Source organism: Pseudomonas sp. G34 (assembly GCF_031119625.1).
Taxonomy (GTDB): domain Bacteria; phylum Pseudomonadota; class Gammaproteobacteria; order Pseudomonadales; family Pseudomonadaceae; genus Aquipseudomonas.
In genome coordinates this window covers 133,281-148,692 of record NZ_JAVHZV010000017.1, presented here as the reverse complement: position 1 = coordinate 148,692, position 15,412 = coordinate 133,281, and the positions used below count along the sequence as shown (strand labels likewise).

Annotated in this window: 13 protein-coding genes; 7 read left to right on the top strand and 6 right to left on the bottom strand. The window is 64.6% G+C overall.

What is annotated here, in order from left to right; all coding sequences use genetic code 11:
- The first annotated feature begins 67 nt into the window (after positions 1-67).
- The 7 genes from QYS36_RS12180 (at position 68) to QYS36_RS12150 (ending at position 9,270) form a co-directional block, all read left to right on the top strand.
- On the top strand, positions 68-487 hold the full coding sequence (locus QYS36_RS12180; RefSeq protein WP_308839721.1) for a DNA polymerase III subunit chi: 420 nt from the start codon (positions 68-70) through the stop codon (positions 485-487).
- 9 nt (positions 488-496) lie between these two features.
- Entirely contained in the window at positions 497-904 is a 408-nt protein-coding gene (locus tag QYS36_RS12175) for a DNA polymerase III subunit chi (protein WP_308839720.1), read from the top strand.
- Positions 905-1,027: 123 nt separating this feature from the next.
- Positions 1,028-3,859 carry a valine--tRNA ligase gene (locus QYS36_RS12170; RefSeq protein WP_308839719.1) on the top strand — a complete coding sequence of 944 codons (2,832 nt, stop codon included), beginning with the start codon at positions 1,028-1,030 and terminating at the stop codon, positions 3,857-3,859.
- A gap of 134 nt (positions 3,860-3,993) precedes the next feature.
- Positions 3,994-4,290: a winged helix-turn-helix domain-containing protein gene (locus QYS36_RS12165; protein ID WP_308839718.1), complete on the top strand. Its 297-nt coding sequence runs from the start codon at positions 3,994-3,996 to the stop codon at positions 4,288-4,290.
- Between the two features lie 79 nt (positions 4,291-4,369).
- Complete coding sequence (locus QYS36_RS12160; protein ID WP_308839717.1) at positions 4,370-6,199, top strand: SLC13 family permease; 1,830 nt, start codon at positions 4,370-4,372, stop codon at positions 6,197-6,199.
- Positions 6,200-6,376: 177 nt separating this feature from the next.
- Entirely contained in the window at positions 6,377-7,363 is a 987-nt protein-coding gene (rlmF, locus tag QYS36_RS12155; protein WP_308839716.1) for a 23S rRNA (adenine(1618)-N(6))-methyltransferase RlmF, read from the top strand.
- A gap of 287 nt (positions 7,364-7,650) precedes the next feature.
- Positions 7,651-9,270 carry an NAD(P)/FAD-dependent oxidoreductase gene (locus QYS36_RS12150; RefSeq protein WP_308839715.1) on the top strand — a complete coding sequence of 540 codons (1,620 nt, stop codon included), beginning with the start codon at positions 7,651-7,653 and terminating at the stop codon, positions 9,268-9,270.
- Between the two features lie 46 nt (positions 9,271-9,316).
- On the opposite strand, the gene QYS36_RS12145 is transcribed toward QYS36_RS12150, so the two are convergent.
- The 6 genes from QYS36_RS12145 to QYS36_RS12120 are packed head-to-tail and all read right to left on the bottom strand — an operon-like array spanning position 9,317 to position 15,040.
- Entirely contained in the window at positions 9,317-9,649 is a 333-nt protein-coding gene (locus QYS36_RS12145; RefSeq protein ID WP_308839714.1) for a Na+/H+ antiporter subunit G, read from the bottom strand.
- A 16-nt stretch (positions 9,650-9,665) separates the two neighbouring features.
- Positions 9,666-9,935 carry a K+/H+ antiporter subunit F gene (locus tag QYS36_RS12140; RefSeq protein WP_308839713.1) on the bottom strand — a complete coding sequence of 90 codons (270 nt, stop codon included), beginning with the start codon at positions 9,933-9,935 and terminating at the stop codon, positions 9,666-9,668.
- Entirely contained in the window at positions 9,920-10,423 is a 504-nt protein-coding gene (locus QYS36_RS12135; RefSeq protein WP_308839712.1) for a Na+/H+ antiporter subunit E, read from the bottom strand. The genes QYS36_RS12140 and QYS36_RS12135 overlap by 16 nt, the downstream gene beginning before the upstream one ends.
- Positions 10,420-11,922, bottom strand: coding sequence for a monovalent cation/H+ antiporter subunit D (locus QYS36_RS12130; protein WP_308839711.1), 1,503 nt, complete (start codon positions 11,920-11,922; stop codon positions 10,420-10,422). Before QYS36_RS12130 ends, QYS36_RS12135 begins: the two co-directional genes overlap by 4 nt.
- Entirely contained in the window at positions 11,922-12,248 is a 327-nt protein-coding gene (locus QYS36_RS12125; protein WP_308839710.1) for a Na+/H+ antiporter subunit C, read from the bottom strand. The genes QYS36_RS12130 and QYS36_RS12125 overlap by 1 nt, the downstream gene beginning before the upstream one ends.
- A complete protein-coding gene (locus QYS36_RS12120; RefSeq protein ID WP_308839709.1) occupies positions 12,248-15,040 on the bottom strand; it encodes a monovalent cation/H+ antiporter subunit A in 2,793 nt (930 codons plus the stop codon). The genes QYS36_RS12125 and QYS36_RS12120 overlap by 1 nt, the downstream gene beginning before the upstream one ends.
- Between the last annotated feature and the right edge of the window lie 372 nt (positions 15,041-15,412).

Below are 15,412 nucleotides of genomic sequence, written 5' to 3'. Positions count from 1 at the left end.
ACCCGTTTACTGACCGCCACTGCGCTTTTCGCTTGAAGCTTGCCGCTTGAAGCCCGACACTTTGCACATGCCCCGAATCGAATTCTACGTACTGTCGTCGGCCACTCCAGCCGAACGCCTGCGAGCTGCCTGCCAGCTCGCCGGCAAAGCCTGGCGCCATGGCCTGCCGGTGTTCCTGCGCGGTCACGACAGCGCGCAATGCCACGAACTCGACGAGCTGCTCTGGCGAGCCCGCCAGGAGAGCTTCATCCCCCACGGTTTGCATCAGGATGATCCGCAGGCGCCGGTGGTAATCGGTCTGGACGAAGAGCCGGCGGCGCAGCAGGCCGTGCTGATCAACCTCAGCAGCACGCTCAGCCCGCATATCGACCGCTTCAGCCGGGTGATCGAGATCGTCAACCAGGAACCCGACCTGCTGACCGCCTGCCGGGAGAATTTCCGCAGCTACCGGCAGCGCGGCTATGATCCCAAACGTGTCGAACTGTAGACCCCTGCCATGGACAACCTGAACCCGCCCCACAAACCCGGCGCCCTGCTCAGCGATCTCGAATCGATTCGCGAACTGCTCGACGACGACCTCGACCCGCCGCTGCTCACCGACAAGTTCGACCCGGACGACATTCCCGTGCTATCCGAGGTGGTGCGCGCCCCAGAACCGATCCCTGCCGCGCAGCCCGCCGCGCCTGGCAGCACCGCCGGCATCGCCTCGGAAGACGAACTGCGCCAGACCGTGCAGCGCGCCATCGGCCGCGACAACGAGATCAATCGCCTGGACACCGAACTGCGCGCCGCGGCGCAGCTGCTGCTGCAGGATGTGATCGACGATTTCGTGCCGCAGATCGAAGCCGAACTCAAGCGCCGCCTGCAGGCACGCCTCAATCGCCTGCTCCCCCCGCGCCGCTGATTGCCCTGCCCTGACCAGCACTTTTCCGCTCGACCGATAGCCGCGAGAGCGGAACAAAACTGCGCGGCGGTTGGTTATACTGCTCGGCTTTTCCGATCAGACGCCAGAAGGGTCCCGCCGCGCATGGACAAGACCTACCAGCCCCACGCCATCGAAACCGCCCTGTACGAAAACTGGGAGGCGAACGGCTACTTCGCTCCGCAGGGCTCCGGTGAGCCCTATACCATCATGATCCCGCCGCCGAACGTGACCGGCAGCCTGCACATGGGCCACGGCTTCAACAACGCGATCATGGACGCGCTGATCCGCTTCCGCCGCATGCAGGGTCGCAACACCCTGTGGCAGCCGGGCACCGATCACGCCGGTATCGCCACGCAGATGGTGGTGGAACGTCAGCTGGGCGCCCAGGGTATCGATCGTCATGATCTGGGCCGCGACAAGTTCCTCGACAAGGTCTGGGAGTGGAAAGCCGAGTCCGGTGGCAACATCACCCGCCAGATCCGCCGCCTAGGCTCCTCGGTGGACTGGTCGCGCGAGCGCTTCACCATGGACGACGGCCTGTCCGAGGCGGTCAAGGAAGCCTTCGTGCGCCTGCACGAAGACGGCCTGATCTACCGCGGCAAGCGCCTGGTCAACTGGGACACCAAGTTCCACACCGCCATTTCCGACCTGGAAGTGGAAAGCCACGACGAGAAAGGCCACCTGTGGAACCTGCGTTACCCGCTGGCCGATGGCAACAAGACCGCCGAGGGCAACGACTACCTGATCGTCGCCACCACGCGCCCGGAAACCGCGCTGGGTGACGCCGCCGTCGCCGTGAACCCGCACGACGAACGCTACCAGGCGCTGATCGGCCAGTACGTCGAACTGCCGCTGGTGGGCCGCCGCATCCCGATCATCGCCGACGATTACTGCGACCCGGAATTCGGTACCGGCTGCGTGAAGATCACCCCGGCCCACGACTTCAACGACTATGAAGTCGGCAAGCGCCACAACCTGCCGCTGATCAACATCTTCGACCAGGACGCCAAGGTGCTGGCCGGCGCGCAGATCTTCAACGTCGATGGCAGCGTCAACGCCCTGCTCGATGCCAGCCTGCCCGCCGAATACGCCGGCCTGGATCGCTTCGAGGCACGCAAGCAGATCGTCGCCGCGTTCGATGCCCTCGGCCTGCTGCAAGGCATCGACGACCACGCCCTGAAAGTGCCGAAGGGCGACCGCTCCGGCACCATCATCGAGCCGTGGCTGACCGATCAGTGGTACGTGTCCACCAAGCCGCTGGCCGAGAAGGCCATCGAAGTGGTCGAGAACGGCGAGATCCAGTTCGTGCCCAAGCAGTACGAGAACATGTACTTCAGCTGGATGCGCGATATCCAGGACTGGTGCATCAGCCGCCAGCTGTGGTGGGGCCACCGCATTCCGGCGTGGTACGACCAGGCGGGCAACGTCTATGTCGGCCGCGACGAAGCCGAAGTGCGCGCCAAGCACAACCTCGGCGACATCGCCCTGCGTCAGGACGACGACGTGCTCGACACCTGGTTCAGCTCCGGCCTGTGGACCTTCTCCACCCTCGGCTGGCCCGAGCAGACCGATTTCCTGAAGACCCATCACCCCACCGACGTGCTGGTCACCGGTTTCGACATCATCTTCTTCTGGGTCGCCCGGATGATCATGCTGTCGACCCACCTGACCGGGCAGATCCCGTTCAAGACCGTCTACGTGCACGGCCTGGTGCGCGATGGCCAGGGCCAGAAGATGTCCAAGTCCAAGGGCAACGTCCTCGATCCGCTGGACATCGTCGACGGCATCGACCTCGAGACACTGCTGGCCAAACGCACCAGCGGCATGATGCAGCCCAAGCTCGCCGAGAAGATCGCCAAGCAGACCAAGGCCGAATTCCCGGACGGCATCGCCAGCTACGGCACAGACGCCCTGCGCTTCACCTTCTGCTCGCTGGCCACCACCGGCCGCGACGTGAAGTTCGACATGGGCCGCGTCGAGGGCTATCGCAACTTCTGCAACAAGCTGTGGAACGCCGCCAACTTCGTCATCGAGAACACCGATGGCCAGGACACCGGCATCAATGGCGAAGCGGTCGACCTGTCACCGGTCGATCGCTGGATCATCTCCGCCCTGCAGCGTTGCGAGCAGGACGTGACCCGCCACCTCGACGCCTTCCGCTTCGACCTGGCGACTCAAGCCCTGTACGAATTCGTCTGGGACGAGTACTGCGCCTGGTACCTGGAGCTGGTCAAACCGGTGCTGTGGGACGAGAACGCCCCGCTCGAGCGCCAGCGCGGCACCCGCCGCACCCTGGTGCGCGTGCTGGAAGTGATCCTGCGCCTGGCGCACCCGTTCATGCCGTTTATCAGCGAAGAAATCTGGCAGCGCATCAAGGGCCAGGCCGGCGTCAGCGGCGACACCCTGATGCTGCAGCCGTGGCCGGTGGCCAATGAGGCCCGCATCGACGCCGCCGCCGAAGGCGACATCGAGTGGGTCAAGCAGCTGATGCTCGGCGTGCGGCAGATCCGTGGCGAGATGAAGATCTCCATGGCCAAGCGCATCGACGTGATCCTCGCCAACGCCAATGGCGAAGACCTGCGCCGCTTGAACGACAACGCCCCGCTGCTCAACAAGCTGGCCAAGTTCGAATCGGTGAAGGTGCTGGCTGCCGGCGAACAAGCGCCGATGTCCGCCACTGCCCTGGTCGGCGACATGCAGGTACTGGTGCCGATGGCCGGGCTGATCGACAAGGAGGCCGAACTGGCGCGCCTGGACAAGGAAATCCAGCGCCTGGAAGGTGAAGCCAAGCGGGTCGGCGGCAAGCTGGCCAACGAAGGTTTCGTCGCCAAGGCACCGGCCGAGGTGCTGGAGAAAGAGCGCGCCAAGCTGGCCGAGGCCGAGCAGGCGCTGGCCAATCTGGTGGAACAGCGCGGCAAGATCGCCAGCCTGTAAACCAGCGCGTAACGAAAAACGGCCTGCCGTGGTGAAAGCCCCGGTAGGCCGTTTTCGTTTATAGACAAGAGGTTTGTTATACCGCTCTGGCAAGCAGTATCCTCGAAGCCCACCACATGATGGGATCCCTGCAAATGCAAGTGAGCAAGACCAAGACCAGCTTCTACCGCCGGCTCTACGTCGCCTGGCTGATCGACAGTGGCGCTGCCGATAGCGTGCCGGCCCTGATGGCCGCCACCGGCATGCCACGACGCACCGCCCAGGACACCCTGAGCGCACTGGAAGAGCTGGATATCGACTGCCAGTTCCAGCAGCAGGAGGGCGAGCGCAACAACGCCGGCCACTACCTGATCCGCGACTGGGGCGCCATCGACAAACGCTGGATCGCCGCCAACCTGCAGCAGATCAAGGCTGTCCTCGGCTATCCCTGAAACACTGCAGGAAACTCATACGATCTCGCGCTAAGGCCTGAGTAACGGCCAAGGCAGCAGATCGGGGCAAGGAGCCAGAATGACCCTCGATTTACTCATGGTGCTCGGCCTGCTGTTCACGGCCGTGGTGCTGTTCGTCCTGAACAAGCCGCGTATGGACGTGGTTGCCTTGATGATCCTCGTCGCCCTGCCACTGACCGGTGTGCTGAGCATCCAGGAAACCCTGGCCGGCTTCGCCGACCCCAGCGTGATTCTGATCGCGGCGCTGTTCGTGATTGGCGAAGGCCTGGTACGCACCGGTATCGCTTATCGGCTTGGCGACTGGCTGGTAGCCAAGGCTGGCAGCAGCGAAACCCGCCTGCTGGTACTGCTGATGGTGGCCGTCGCCGGGCTTGGCTCGGTGATGAGCTCGACCGGCGTGGTGGCGATCTTCATTCCGGTGGTACTTGGTGTGGCGGCGCGGCTGAAGGTCGCACCGGCCCGGCTGATGATGCCCCTGGCCTTCGCCGGCCTGATCAGCGGCATGCTGACCCTGGTGGCCACACCGCCGAACATGGTGGTGCACAGCGAGCTGCTGCGCGCTGGCCTGCCGGGTTTCAGCTTCTTCAGTTTCACGCCGATTGGCCTGGCCGTGCTGGTGCTGGGTGTGCTCTACATGCTCGCCACGCGGCGCTGGCTGCAACGTGACGCCGATGGCGATACCTCTGCGCCGCCGCGCCTGACCCTCGCCGACCTGGCCGACAGTTACCGGCTCAGTGAGCGCGAGCGCCGCCTGCAGGTGCGTGCCGACTCGCCCCTGGCCAACCAGGCCCTGGACGAGCTGCAGTTGCGTTCGCAGTACGGCATCAACGTGATTGCCGTGGAACGCCAGCGGCAATTTCGCACCCTGCTGTTGATGGCTACCGGCAACACCCAGCTGCTGCCCGGCGACGTGTTGCTGGTCGACCTGGCCAGCCCCGCCATCGCAGTGCTCGGCGCCTACCAGGAGCTGGGCCTGGAGGCGCTGCCGCTGCGCAGCTCCTACTACAGCGTGCACTCCCACGAACTCGGCTTGGCCGAGGTGGCGTTGCCGCCGGAGTCGCACCTGCCGGGCAAGAGCATCCAGGAGTTGGGACTGCGCAGCCGTTACAAGCTCAACGTGGTCGGCTTGCGTCGCCATGGGCAGGCACTCGAAGGCTTGCTGGTGGACGAGAAGCTGACCCACGCCGACACCCTGCTGGTGGCCGGCAGTTGGAAGCAGATCCATCACCTGCAAAGCCTCAATCGGGATTTCCTGGTGCTCAGCCTGCCCGCCGAGGTCGATGAGGTGGCGCCCGCCGCGCGCAAGGCGCCCTACGCCCTGCTGAGCCTGGCGGTGATGGTCGGGCTGATGATCAGCGGCCTGGTGCCCAACGTGATGGCCGCATTGATCGGCTGCCTGCTGATGGGCGCCTTTCGCTGCATCGACATGCCCAGCGCCTACCGGTCGATCCACTGGCCGAGCCTGATCCTGATCGTCGGCATGCTGCCGTTCGCCCTGGCCCTGCAGAAAACCGGCGGCATCGACCTGGCGGTCAACGGCCTGGTGAGTGCGCTTGGCAACGCCGGGCCACGGGTGATCCTGGCCAGCCTGTTCGCGGTCACCGCGCTGATCGGTCTGTTCATCTCCAATACCGCAACCGCGGTGCTGATGGCGCCGGTCGCCATCGCCACCGCCCAGGCACTGGGCGCATCGCCACTGCCGTTCGCCATGACCGTCGCCCTCGCCGCCTCGGCGGCGTTCATGACGCCGATTTCATCCCCGGTAAACACCCTGGTACTGGGGCCGGGCCAGTATCGCTTCGGCGACTTCGTGCGCATCGGCGTGCCGTTCACCGTGCTGGTGATGATCGTCAGCGTGGTGATGGTGCCGTGGATATTTCCGCTGTAGTTCAAGCGCCAAAGAAGGTGTTTTTGTGGGAGCGCGCCATGCGCGCGAAATCGCGGGCACGGCCCGCTCCCACTGGGATATGCAGTTCAGCTCGCCGCAACACCAACAGCAAACCACCAAGCACACCACCACCACCTGTGGGAAAATGCCCGGCCCGCCACTTTCGCAATGATCAGCATGCCCAGCAAACGCCCGCCCAAACCGCCCGCCGCCTCCACTGCCAAAGGTCAGCTGCACCCCCGCAATCGCCATCAGGGCCGTTATGACTTTCCGGCGTTGATCAAGGCCAGCCCGGAGCTCGGGGCGTTCGTGATCATCAACCCCTATGGCAACCAGAGCATCGACTTCGCCAACCCGGCAGCGGTCAAGGTGTTCAACCGCACGCTGCTCAAGCAGTTCTACGGCATCAATCACTGGGACATTCCGGCCGACTACCTGTGCCCGCCGATTCCCGGGCGCGCCGACTACCTGCACTACCTGGCCGACCTGCTGGCGGGCGACAACGGCGGTGACATCCCCCGCGGCGCGGCAGTTCGGGCGCTGGATATCGGCGTGGGCGCCAATTGCATCTACCCGCTATTGGGCAACCGCGAATACGGCTGGCGTTTCCTCGGCGCGGACATCGCGCCCGAGGCCATCGCCTCGGCACAGGCCATCGTGCAGGCGAACCCGGGTCTCCGCGAGCCAATCGAGCTGCGCCTGCAGGCGGATGCCGGGCATGTATTCAAGGGGCTGCTGAACGCCGACGAACGCTTCGAGCTGACCCTCTGCAATCCACCCTTCCATGCCTCGGCCGCCGAAGCCGGCAGCGGCAGCAAGCGCAAATGGCGCAACCTCGGCAAACTCGACCCCAAGCGCAAGCTGCCGGTGCTCAACTTCGGCGGCCAGGCGGCGGAGCTGTGGTGCCCGGGCGGTGAGGCGGCGTTCGTGGCCCGGCTGATTGGGGAAAGCGCCGAACACCGCGACCAGGTGCTGTGGTTCAGCACACTGATCTCCAAGGCCGGCAACCTGCCGGGTGTGTACGCCACGCTGAACAAAGTCGGCGCCCTGCAAACCCGCACGGTGGAAATGAGCCAGGGCCAGAAGCAGAGCCGCTTTGTGGCCTGGAGCTTTCATACGGCCGAGCAGCGTCAGCGCTGGATGAGCGCCCGCGCCAGCGCCTGATCGCAGCCGCCCGGTCAGCCGGGGCGGCGCAACAGCATCAGCACCAGTGCCCCGACCAAACCTGCCAAGTACCCTGCTTTGAGCGTCCTGTTCCCGTGCATGCGCCTATCCTTGTTGGTCATGAGCCTCTGCCCAGTGGACGCAGACTTGGCATTACGCGACACATCGACTCACGCGGCGACTTGTCGACTGCAATGCGCGAACTGCAGCCTCACGCGTCTTTTTCGTCCATAATCGCCGCCCTCGAAAAGCTGCCGGGTTGCCTCCGGCCCTGAAAGGACGATTCCATGCTGCGCATCACCGAACTGAAACTGCCCCTCGACCATGCAGACGACGCCCTGCGCCCGGCCCTGGTCGAACGCCTGGGTATCGACGACAACGAGCTGCTGGAACTCAGCGTGTTCAAGCGCAGCTACGATGCCCGCAAGAAATCCGGCGACATGCCGTTCATCTACACCCTGGATTTCAGCGTGCGCGACGAGGCCGGGCTGCTGGCGCGCTTCGCCGACGACCGCCATATCGGCATCGCTCCGGACGTGCGCTACAAGCCGCTGAGCATTGCTGCCGAACAGCAACCGGCCCAGCGCCCGCTGGTCATCGGCTTCGGCCCGTGCGGCATCTTCGCAGCGCTGATCCTGGCGCAAATGGGCCTCAAGCCCATCGTCCTGGAGCGTGGCAAGGAGGTGCGCCAGCGCACCAAGGACACCTGGGGCCTGTGGCGCAAGAAGGTGCTCGACCCCGAGTCCAACGTGCAGTTCGGCGAAGGCGGCGCGGGCACCTTTTCCGATGGCAAGCTGTACAGCCAGATCAAGGATCCCAACCACTACGGGCGCAAGGTGCTGGAAGAGTTCGTCAAGGCCGGTGCGCCGGAGGAGATCCTCTACGTCAGCAAGCCGCATATCGGCACCTTCCGCCTGACCGGCGTGGTGGCCACCATGCGTGAAGAGATCAAGGCCCTCGGCGGCGAAGTGCGCTTCCAGCAGCGCGTCAGCGATGTGCTGATCGAAGACGGCCAACTGGTCGGCGTGGAGCTGGAAAGCGGCGAGCAGATACACAGCCGCCACGTCATCCTGGCCCTTGGCCACAGCTCGCGCGACACCTTCCGCGCCCTGCACGCGCGCGGCGTGTTCATGGAAGCCAAGCCGTTCTCGGTGGGTTTCCGCATCGAACACCCGCAGTCGCTGATCGACCGAGCACGCCTCGGCAAATACGCCGGTCACCCGAAGCTCGGCGCCGCCGACTACAAGCTGGTGCACCACGCAAAAAACGGCCGCTCGGTGTACAGCTTCTGCATGTGCCCGGGCGGCACCGTGGTCGCGGCCACCAGCGAGCCACACCGGGTGGTCACCAACGGCATGAGCCAGTACTCGCGCAACGAGCGTAACGCCAATGCCGGTATCGTGGTCGGCATCACCCCCGAGCAGGACTATCCCGGCAGTCCGCTGGCCGGTGTGGAATTGCAGGAGCGCCTGGAAGCCCACGCCTACGTGCTCGGCGGCAGCAATTACGAAGCGCCGGGGCAACTGGTCGGCGACTTCATCGCCGGCAGGCCAAGCACCGCACTGGGCAGCGTGGAGCCGTCCTACAAGCCGGGGATCAAGCTGGGGGATCTGGCGCCCTCGTTGCCGGATTTCGCCATCGAGGCGATCCGCGAGGCCTTGCCGGCGTTCGCCAAGCAGATCAAGGGCTTCGACCTGCACGATGCGGTGCTGACCGGTATCGAAACGCGTACCTCGTCACCACTGCGCATTACCCGTGGCGAAGACCTGCAAAGCCTCAACGTGCGCGGACTGTTCCCGGCCGGTGAAGGCGCAGGCTACGCCGGCGGCATCCTGTCTGCCGGTGTCGACGGTATTCGTGTGGCCGAGGGCGTGGCACGGGCAATCCTTGGCGAGAACGCCGGCTAACCGGTCAGGCCAAGGGGCGCGCAGCAACGCTGACGCGCCAGGCCGCTCAGGATTCCCAGGGGCGACCGCGGGTGCGCCTGACCAGTTTGACCTTGTCCTGCATGGCCGCCTTGGCCAGCATGTGCGCGCTGACCGGCGCGGTGATGAACAGGAACAGGGTGATCAGCAGTTCGTGAATGCTGAGCCCCTGCGACTGGTTACCAAAGAAGATCATCGAGGCCACGACCATGGCGCCAACGCCCAGGGTGGTGGCCTTGGTCGGGCCGTGCAGGCGGGTGAAGAAATCCGGCAGGCGATACAGGCCGATCGCGCCGATCAGCGCGAACGAGCAACCCACCAGCAAGAAGAATGCGACCAGTGCTTCGATCCAGAATGGCATGCTGACGATCCTCCGTTCAGTCGATGATTTCGCCGTGCATCATGTGCTTGCCCACCGCCACGGTGCCGACGAAGCCCATGATGGCGATCAGTAGCGCGGCCTCGAAGAACAGATCCGATTGCAGCCAGATACCGAACAGCACGATCAGTGCCAGCGCGTTGATGTACAGGGTATCGAGCGCCAACACGCGATCCGGCATCGACGGCCCACGCACCAGCCGGACCACGTTGAGTACCATGGCAAGGCCCATCAGGGCCATGCAGAAGGGAATCACGATATCGAGCATTCGAAAATCTCCAGCAGCGGCGCTTCGTAGCGCGACTTGACCTGCGCGATGATGTCATCGCCGTCCGCCGCATCCAGCACGTGCAGCAACAGCGTCTTGTGATCGGCGCTGAGCCCCGAGGATACGGTACCTGGCGTCAACGACAGGATGCACGCCAGCACGCCCAGCAAGAACTCGTTCTCGATGCGCACCGGCACCTCGACGAAGGCCGGCCTGAGCCTGCGCGTCGGGCCCAGTACCAGGCGCGCCACATGAATGTTGGCCACCAGGATGTCCCACAGCACCATCAGGATGTAACGGCACAGCTTCAGCGGACGGCGCAGGCGCGGCACGTCGAACATGAAGTCGCGGCACAGCAGCATGATGCCCCAGCTGAGAAAGGCGCCCAGCACCAGGTGCCCGAGACTCGGCTTGTTGACCAGAAACAGCCAGATCACCGTCAGCATCAGGGTAAATATGGGGTGAGGAAGCCAGCGCTTGAGACTCATGCTCCACCTCCGCGTACCAGTTGCAGGTAAGCGCCAACGTCCAGCAACTGCTCAGCCGTGGCCTGGGTGTAGGCGTACACCGGTTGCGCCGCCACCACCAGCAACGGGCTGCAGGCCAACAGGCCGATGGCAGCCAACGTACGCACGCTATCGAGTTCGGGCTTGGCGACGGCCTCGTCCGCAGTGCGCCAGAACAGCACGCTGCCCGCACGGGACAGGGCGACCAGCATGCCCAACCCGCCGATCAATACCACCGGCCAGAGCTCCAGAGCCTGTTGCCCGGTGCCAGCGGCGCGCAGCAGCATCACCTTACCAAGAAACCCCGAAAATGGCGGTAGCCCGGCCACCGACACTGCGGCGATAAAGAACATCGCCCCCAGCAATAGCGGGTTGGCCAGCCGTGGGCCGGTGCGCAGGCGCCCACCCAGTTCGCCGCGCTGACGCGCGACCAGATCGGCGAGCAGGAACAGTGCTGCACAGATCCAGCTGCTGTGGATCAGGTAGAACAGCGCGCCGCTCAGGCTATCGGCGGTGCCCAGGGCAATGCCGGCCAGCAAGGTGCCGACCGAGACGATGACCAGGTAACCGATCAACCGCTCGAAGCGGCGAACCGCCAGCGCACCGATAACCCCCGCCACCAGCGTCAACATCGCCACCGGCCAGAGCAGGTCGTCGACCAGGTGGGCCAGGCCGCCGGCCTGGTTGCCGAACAGCAGTGTGAACACCCGCACGATCGCATACAGGCCCACCTTGGTCATGATCGCGAACAGTGCCGCGACCGGAGCGGTAGCCGCGGCATAGGCGCTGGGCAGCCAGAAATACAAGGGCAGTATCGCCGCCTTGAGGCCGAACACGATCAGCAGCAGGAAGCCGGCAGCGGCCAGCAGCGGCTGCCGCTCGGCATCGGCTTCGGCGATCTTGAGCGCCAGGTCGGCCAGGTTCAGGGTGCCGAGCAGGCCGTAGAGGATGCCGATACCGATCAGGAACAGCGACGAGGCCACCAGGTTGAGCACCACGTAGTGCACGCCGGTCTTGATCCGCTGCGCCCCACCGCCGTAGACCAGCAGCGAGTAGGAGGCGATCAGCAGGATCTCGAAGAACACGAACAGGTTGAACAGATCGCCGGTCAGGAACGCGCCATTGATGCCCAGCAGCTGGAACTGGAACAGGGCGTGGAAATTGGCACCCCGCTCGTCGTCGCCGCGCACCGCGTAGAGCATCGCGAACCCGGCCAGCACGGCGGTGGTCACCAGCATCAATGCCGACAGGCGATCGAGCATCAGCACGATGCCGAACGGCGCCTGCCAGTTGCCCAGCGCATAGAGCTGCAGCTCACCGCTATCGGCCTGCAGCAGCAGCCAGATGCTGATCGGCAGCAACGCCCAGGTCACGGCCAGGGAAAGCACGCGCTTGACGCGCAACGAGAGGTAGGAACGTACCAGCAGCAGGCTGCCGGCGAGCATTGGCAACAGGATTGGCAGGATCAGCCCATGGTTCATCAACGCGGCTCCTCGCCATCCACATGGTCGGTGTGCAGCTCACCCAGGGCACGCAATGACAGCACCACCACGAAGGCCGTCATCGCGAAGCCGATGACGATCGCGGTGAGCACCAGCGCCTGGGGCAGCGGATCGCCGTGCTCGGCGCTCTTGCCGATGACCGCCGGCACGCCGGTGCCGAGGCGCCCCATGGCGAACAGGAACAGGTTGACGGCGTAGGAGATCAGGGTAAGCCCCATTACCACCGGGTAGACCCGCGCACGCATCAGCAGATACACGCCCGCTGCGGTCAGCACGCCAAGGGTCAGGGCGTAGAGCGCTTCCATCAGTGAACCTCCTTGCTGGATTCGTCCTGGCTGACATGGCCAATGTTGGAAAGGATCAGCAGCGTCGCCCCCACTACCGTGAGGTACACACCGAGGTCGAAGAGCAGCGCCGTGGCCAATTCGAACTTGCCGATCAGCGGCAGATGGAAATAGTCGAACGCCGAGGTCAGGAACGGTGCGCCGAACGCCAGGCTGCCCAGGCCGGTCAGCGCGGCGATGAGAATGCCCAGGCCGGCCATGGAGTGGTAACTCCAGCGCAGCCGCTGCTGGGTCCACTCGACGCCATGGGCAACGTACTGGAGGATCAGGGCGATGGCGGTGATCAGACCGGCGATGAAGCCGCCGCCCGGCAGGTTGTGGCCGCGCAGGAAGATGAACGCCGACACCAGCAGTGCCATGGGCATCATCAACCGGGCGATCACATCGAGGATCATGGGGTGGCTATCGGTCGACCAGAGTTTGCCATTGCGGTCGGTATCCGGGTGCGGCAGGTGCAGCCCGGCCAGCAAGCCGTAGATGCCGACCGCGGCGATGGCCAGCACGACGATCTCACCCAGGGTATCGAAGCCGCGGAAGTCCACCAGAATCACGTTGACGACGTTGGTGCCGCCGCCGCCACTGACGCTGTTTTCCAGGAAGAACGCCGAGATGCTGTCGTACGGACGGGTCATCACCGCGTAGGTCAGCAAGGCGATGGCGATACCGGCACCGCCCGCCAGGGCCACGTCGCGCAGCCCGCGCAGGCTGCTGGACTCCTGCGGCGTGCGGTCGGGCATGAAGAACAGCGCCAGCACCAGCAGGATGATGGTCACCACCTCCACCGACAGCTGGGTCAGGGCCAGGTCCGGCGCCGAGTAGCGGGCGAAGGCCAGGGCCACCATGAGCCCGGCGCAACTGAGCGTCATCAGCGCCTTGAGCCGGTTGCGGTGGAACACCACGGTGAGCACGGCCATCAGGCAGAGGATCAGCATGCCCAGTGCGGTTATGCCATCCACCGGCGACAACGGTACCCCACCATCGAGTTTCTTGAGCTCCGACAGCGCCACCACCAGCAGCACCAGCGCACTGAGCAGCAACAGCGCGATGTAGCGCTGCAGCGAGCCGCTCTCGAGCAGGTGGGTCAGGCCACGGGCACTCTTTACCAGGCGGTAGATCACGCGTTCGAAAACATCCTTGGCGTCCACCGTCGGCATGCCGTTGTACCAGCGGAACAGGGGCTCGCGGCAGGCGTAGACCAGCACCCCGCCGGCCAGTGCCACCACGCTCATGGCCAACGGCAGGTTGAACCCGTGCCAGATCGCCAGGCTGTATTGCGGCGCCTCGCCACCCAGGCTGGCCGACACCGCGGCGCTCAGCAGCGGTGCCACGGTATACGCGGGCAGCATGCCGACCAGCAGGCACAGGAACACCAGGATCTCCACCGGAATCTTCATGTAGCGCGGCGGCTCATGGGGCGGATATTTGGGCAGGTCCTTGGGCTCGCCATTGAAGAACACGTCGTGAATGAAGCGCAGCGAATACGCCACCGAGAACACCCCCGCCAGGGTTGCCGCCACCGGAATCATCCAGTTGAAGATGCCCAGCAGATCCTGGCTGAGCGTTTCGCTGAAGAACATTTCCTTGCTCAGGAAGCCATTGAGCAGCGGCACACCGGCCATCGCCGAGGCCGCCACCATGGCCAGCACCGCGGTGTGCGGCATGTATTTCCATAGCCCGGCGATGCGCCGCATGTCGCGGCTCCCGGTTTCGTGGTCGATGATGCCGGCAGCCATGAACAACGACGCCTTGAAGGTGGCGTGGTTGATGATATGGAACAGCGCCGCCACGGTCGCCAGTTCGGTATCGAGGCCGAACAGCAGGGTGATCAGGCCCAGGTGGCTGATGGTCGAGTAGGCCAGCAAGCCCTTGAGGTCATGCTGGAACAGCGCCATGCAGGCGCCGAACAACAGCGTGACCATGCCGGTCATGCTGACCATGTAGAACCACCAGTCGGTGCCGGCGAGCACCGGATAGAGGCGCGCCAGCAGGAACACCCCGGCTTTGACCATGGTGGCCGAATGCAGGTAGGCCGATACCGGGGTAGGCGCCGCCATGGCCTGGGGCAGCCAGAAGTGGAAGGGAAACTGCGCCGACTTGGTGAACACGCCAAGCAGAATCAGGGTCAGGGCCACGGGGTACAGCGAGTGGGCGCGAACGATGTCACCCGCCTCGAGCACCACGCTCAGCTCGAAGCTGCCGGCCATGTGGCCCAGCAGCAGGATGCCGGCCAGCAATGCCAGGCCACCGCCCCCCGTGACGGTCAACGCCATGCGCGCGCCTCGCCGCGCGTCGCTGCTACCACTCCAGAAGCCCACCAGCAGGAATGAAGACAGGCTGGTCAGTTCCCAGAACATCAACATCAGCAGCAGGTTTTCGGACAGCACCACACCCAGCATGGCACCCATGAACAACAGCAGGTAGGCAAAGAAACGCCCCATCGGCTCCTGCTTGCCCAGGTAATAACGGGCGTAGAGGATGACCAGCAGGCCGATCCCCAGAATCAGCAGCGCGAACAGGAAAGACAGGCCGTCGAGACGAAAGCTCAGGTCCAGCCCCAGCTCGGTCAGCCAGGGATAGCGCACCACATGGCCATGCCCTTCGAAGGTGCCTGGCCGTTCCGCCCACAGCAAGACCATGGCGGCGGCCGGCGCCAGTGCCGCGGCCAAGGCGCACAGCGAGCGCCCCTTGCGGTCAGCCAGGAGTGGAAGAAGGATGCCTAGAAATGGTAAGGCGACGACCAGCGCAAGCGCCATACACTAAAACCTCTCGTACCAGCCCGCCTGCAACCTGGCGGCCCATTGATGTGTGCCAAATCCGGTCGACTGCAGTCCGACCGATGCTTGCAAGGGTATGCGCGAAGCCCGATCAGCAGCCGATACAACTCCAATCGCTGCCCATGCACAGGAGCAGGGACCCGATCGATGGCCAGTGATTGGTTATAACTGACTGATAATCCGCACGTTATGTTCGATCTGTTTAGCCCGGACGCTCGCTTCGCAGCGCAGGGTGATTATGCTTAGCTATCAACGCGAGGTCATGGGTAGAACTATTACCAAACGCTATCAAAAGCGCCTGCTTACATACCAACAGCATAAGCAAAGGGGCCGAAACAGCTAGGCTGTTCC

Bases quoted from the DNA above. Each gene is read 5' to 3' on its own strand.
- QYS36_RS12180 (WP_308839721.1), top strand. From the start codon at position 68: ATGCCCCGAATCGAATTCTACGTACTGTCGTCGGCCACTCCAGCCGAA.
- QYS36_RS12175 (WP_308839720.1), top strand. From the start codon at position 497: ATGGACAACCTGAACCCGCCCCACAAACCCGGCGCCCTGCTCAGCGAT.
- QYS36_RS12170 (WP_308839719.1), top strand. From the start codon at position 1,028: ATGGACAAGACCTACCAGCCCCACGCCATCGAAACCGCCCTGTACGAA.
- QYS36_RS12165 (WP_308839718.1), top strand. From the start codon at position 3,994: ATGCAAGTGAGCAAGACCAAGACCAGCTTCTACCGCCGGCTCTACGTC.
- QYS36_RS12160 (WP_308839717.1), top strand. From the start codon at position 4,370: ATGACCCTCGATTTACTCATGGTGCTCGGCCTGCTGTTCACGGCCGTG.
- rlmF (WP_308839716.1), top strand. From the start codon at position 6,377: ATGCCCAGCAAACGCCCGCCCAAACCGCCCGCCGCCTCCACTGCCAAA.
- QYS36_RS12150 (WP_308839715.1), top strand. From the start codon at position 7,651: ATGCTGCGCATCACCGAACTGAAACTGCCCCTCGACCATGCAGACGAC.
- QYS36_RS12145 (WP_308839714.1), bottom strand. From the start codon at position 9,649: ATGCCATTCTGGATCGAAGCACTGGTCGCATTCTTCTTGCTGGTGGGT.
- QYS36_RS12140 (WP_308839713.1), bottom strand. From the start codon at position 9,935: ATGCTCGATATCGTGATTCCCTTCTGCATGGCCCTGATGGGCCTTGCC.
- QYS36_RS12135 (WP_308839712.1), bottom strand. From the start codon at position 10,423: ATGAGTCTCAAGCGCTGGCTTCCTCACCCCATATTTACCCTGATGCTG.
- QYS36_RS12130 (WP_308839711.1), bottom strand. From the start codon at position 11,922: ATGAACCATGGGCTGATCCTGCCAATCCTGTTGCCAATGCTCGCCGGC.
- QYS36_RS12125 (WP_308839710.1), bottom strand. From the start codon at position 12,248: ATGGAAGCGCTCTACGCCCTGACCCTTGGCGTGCTGACCGCAGCGGGC.
- QYS36_RS12120 (WP_308839709.1), bottom strand. From the start codon at position 15,040: ATGGCGCTTGCGCTGGTCGTCGCCTTACCATTTCTAGGCATCCTTCTT.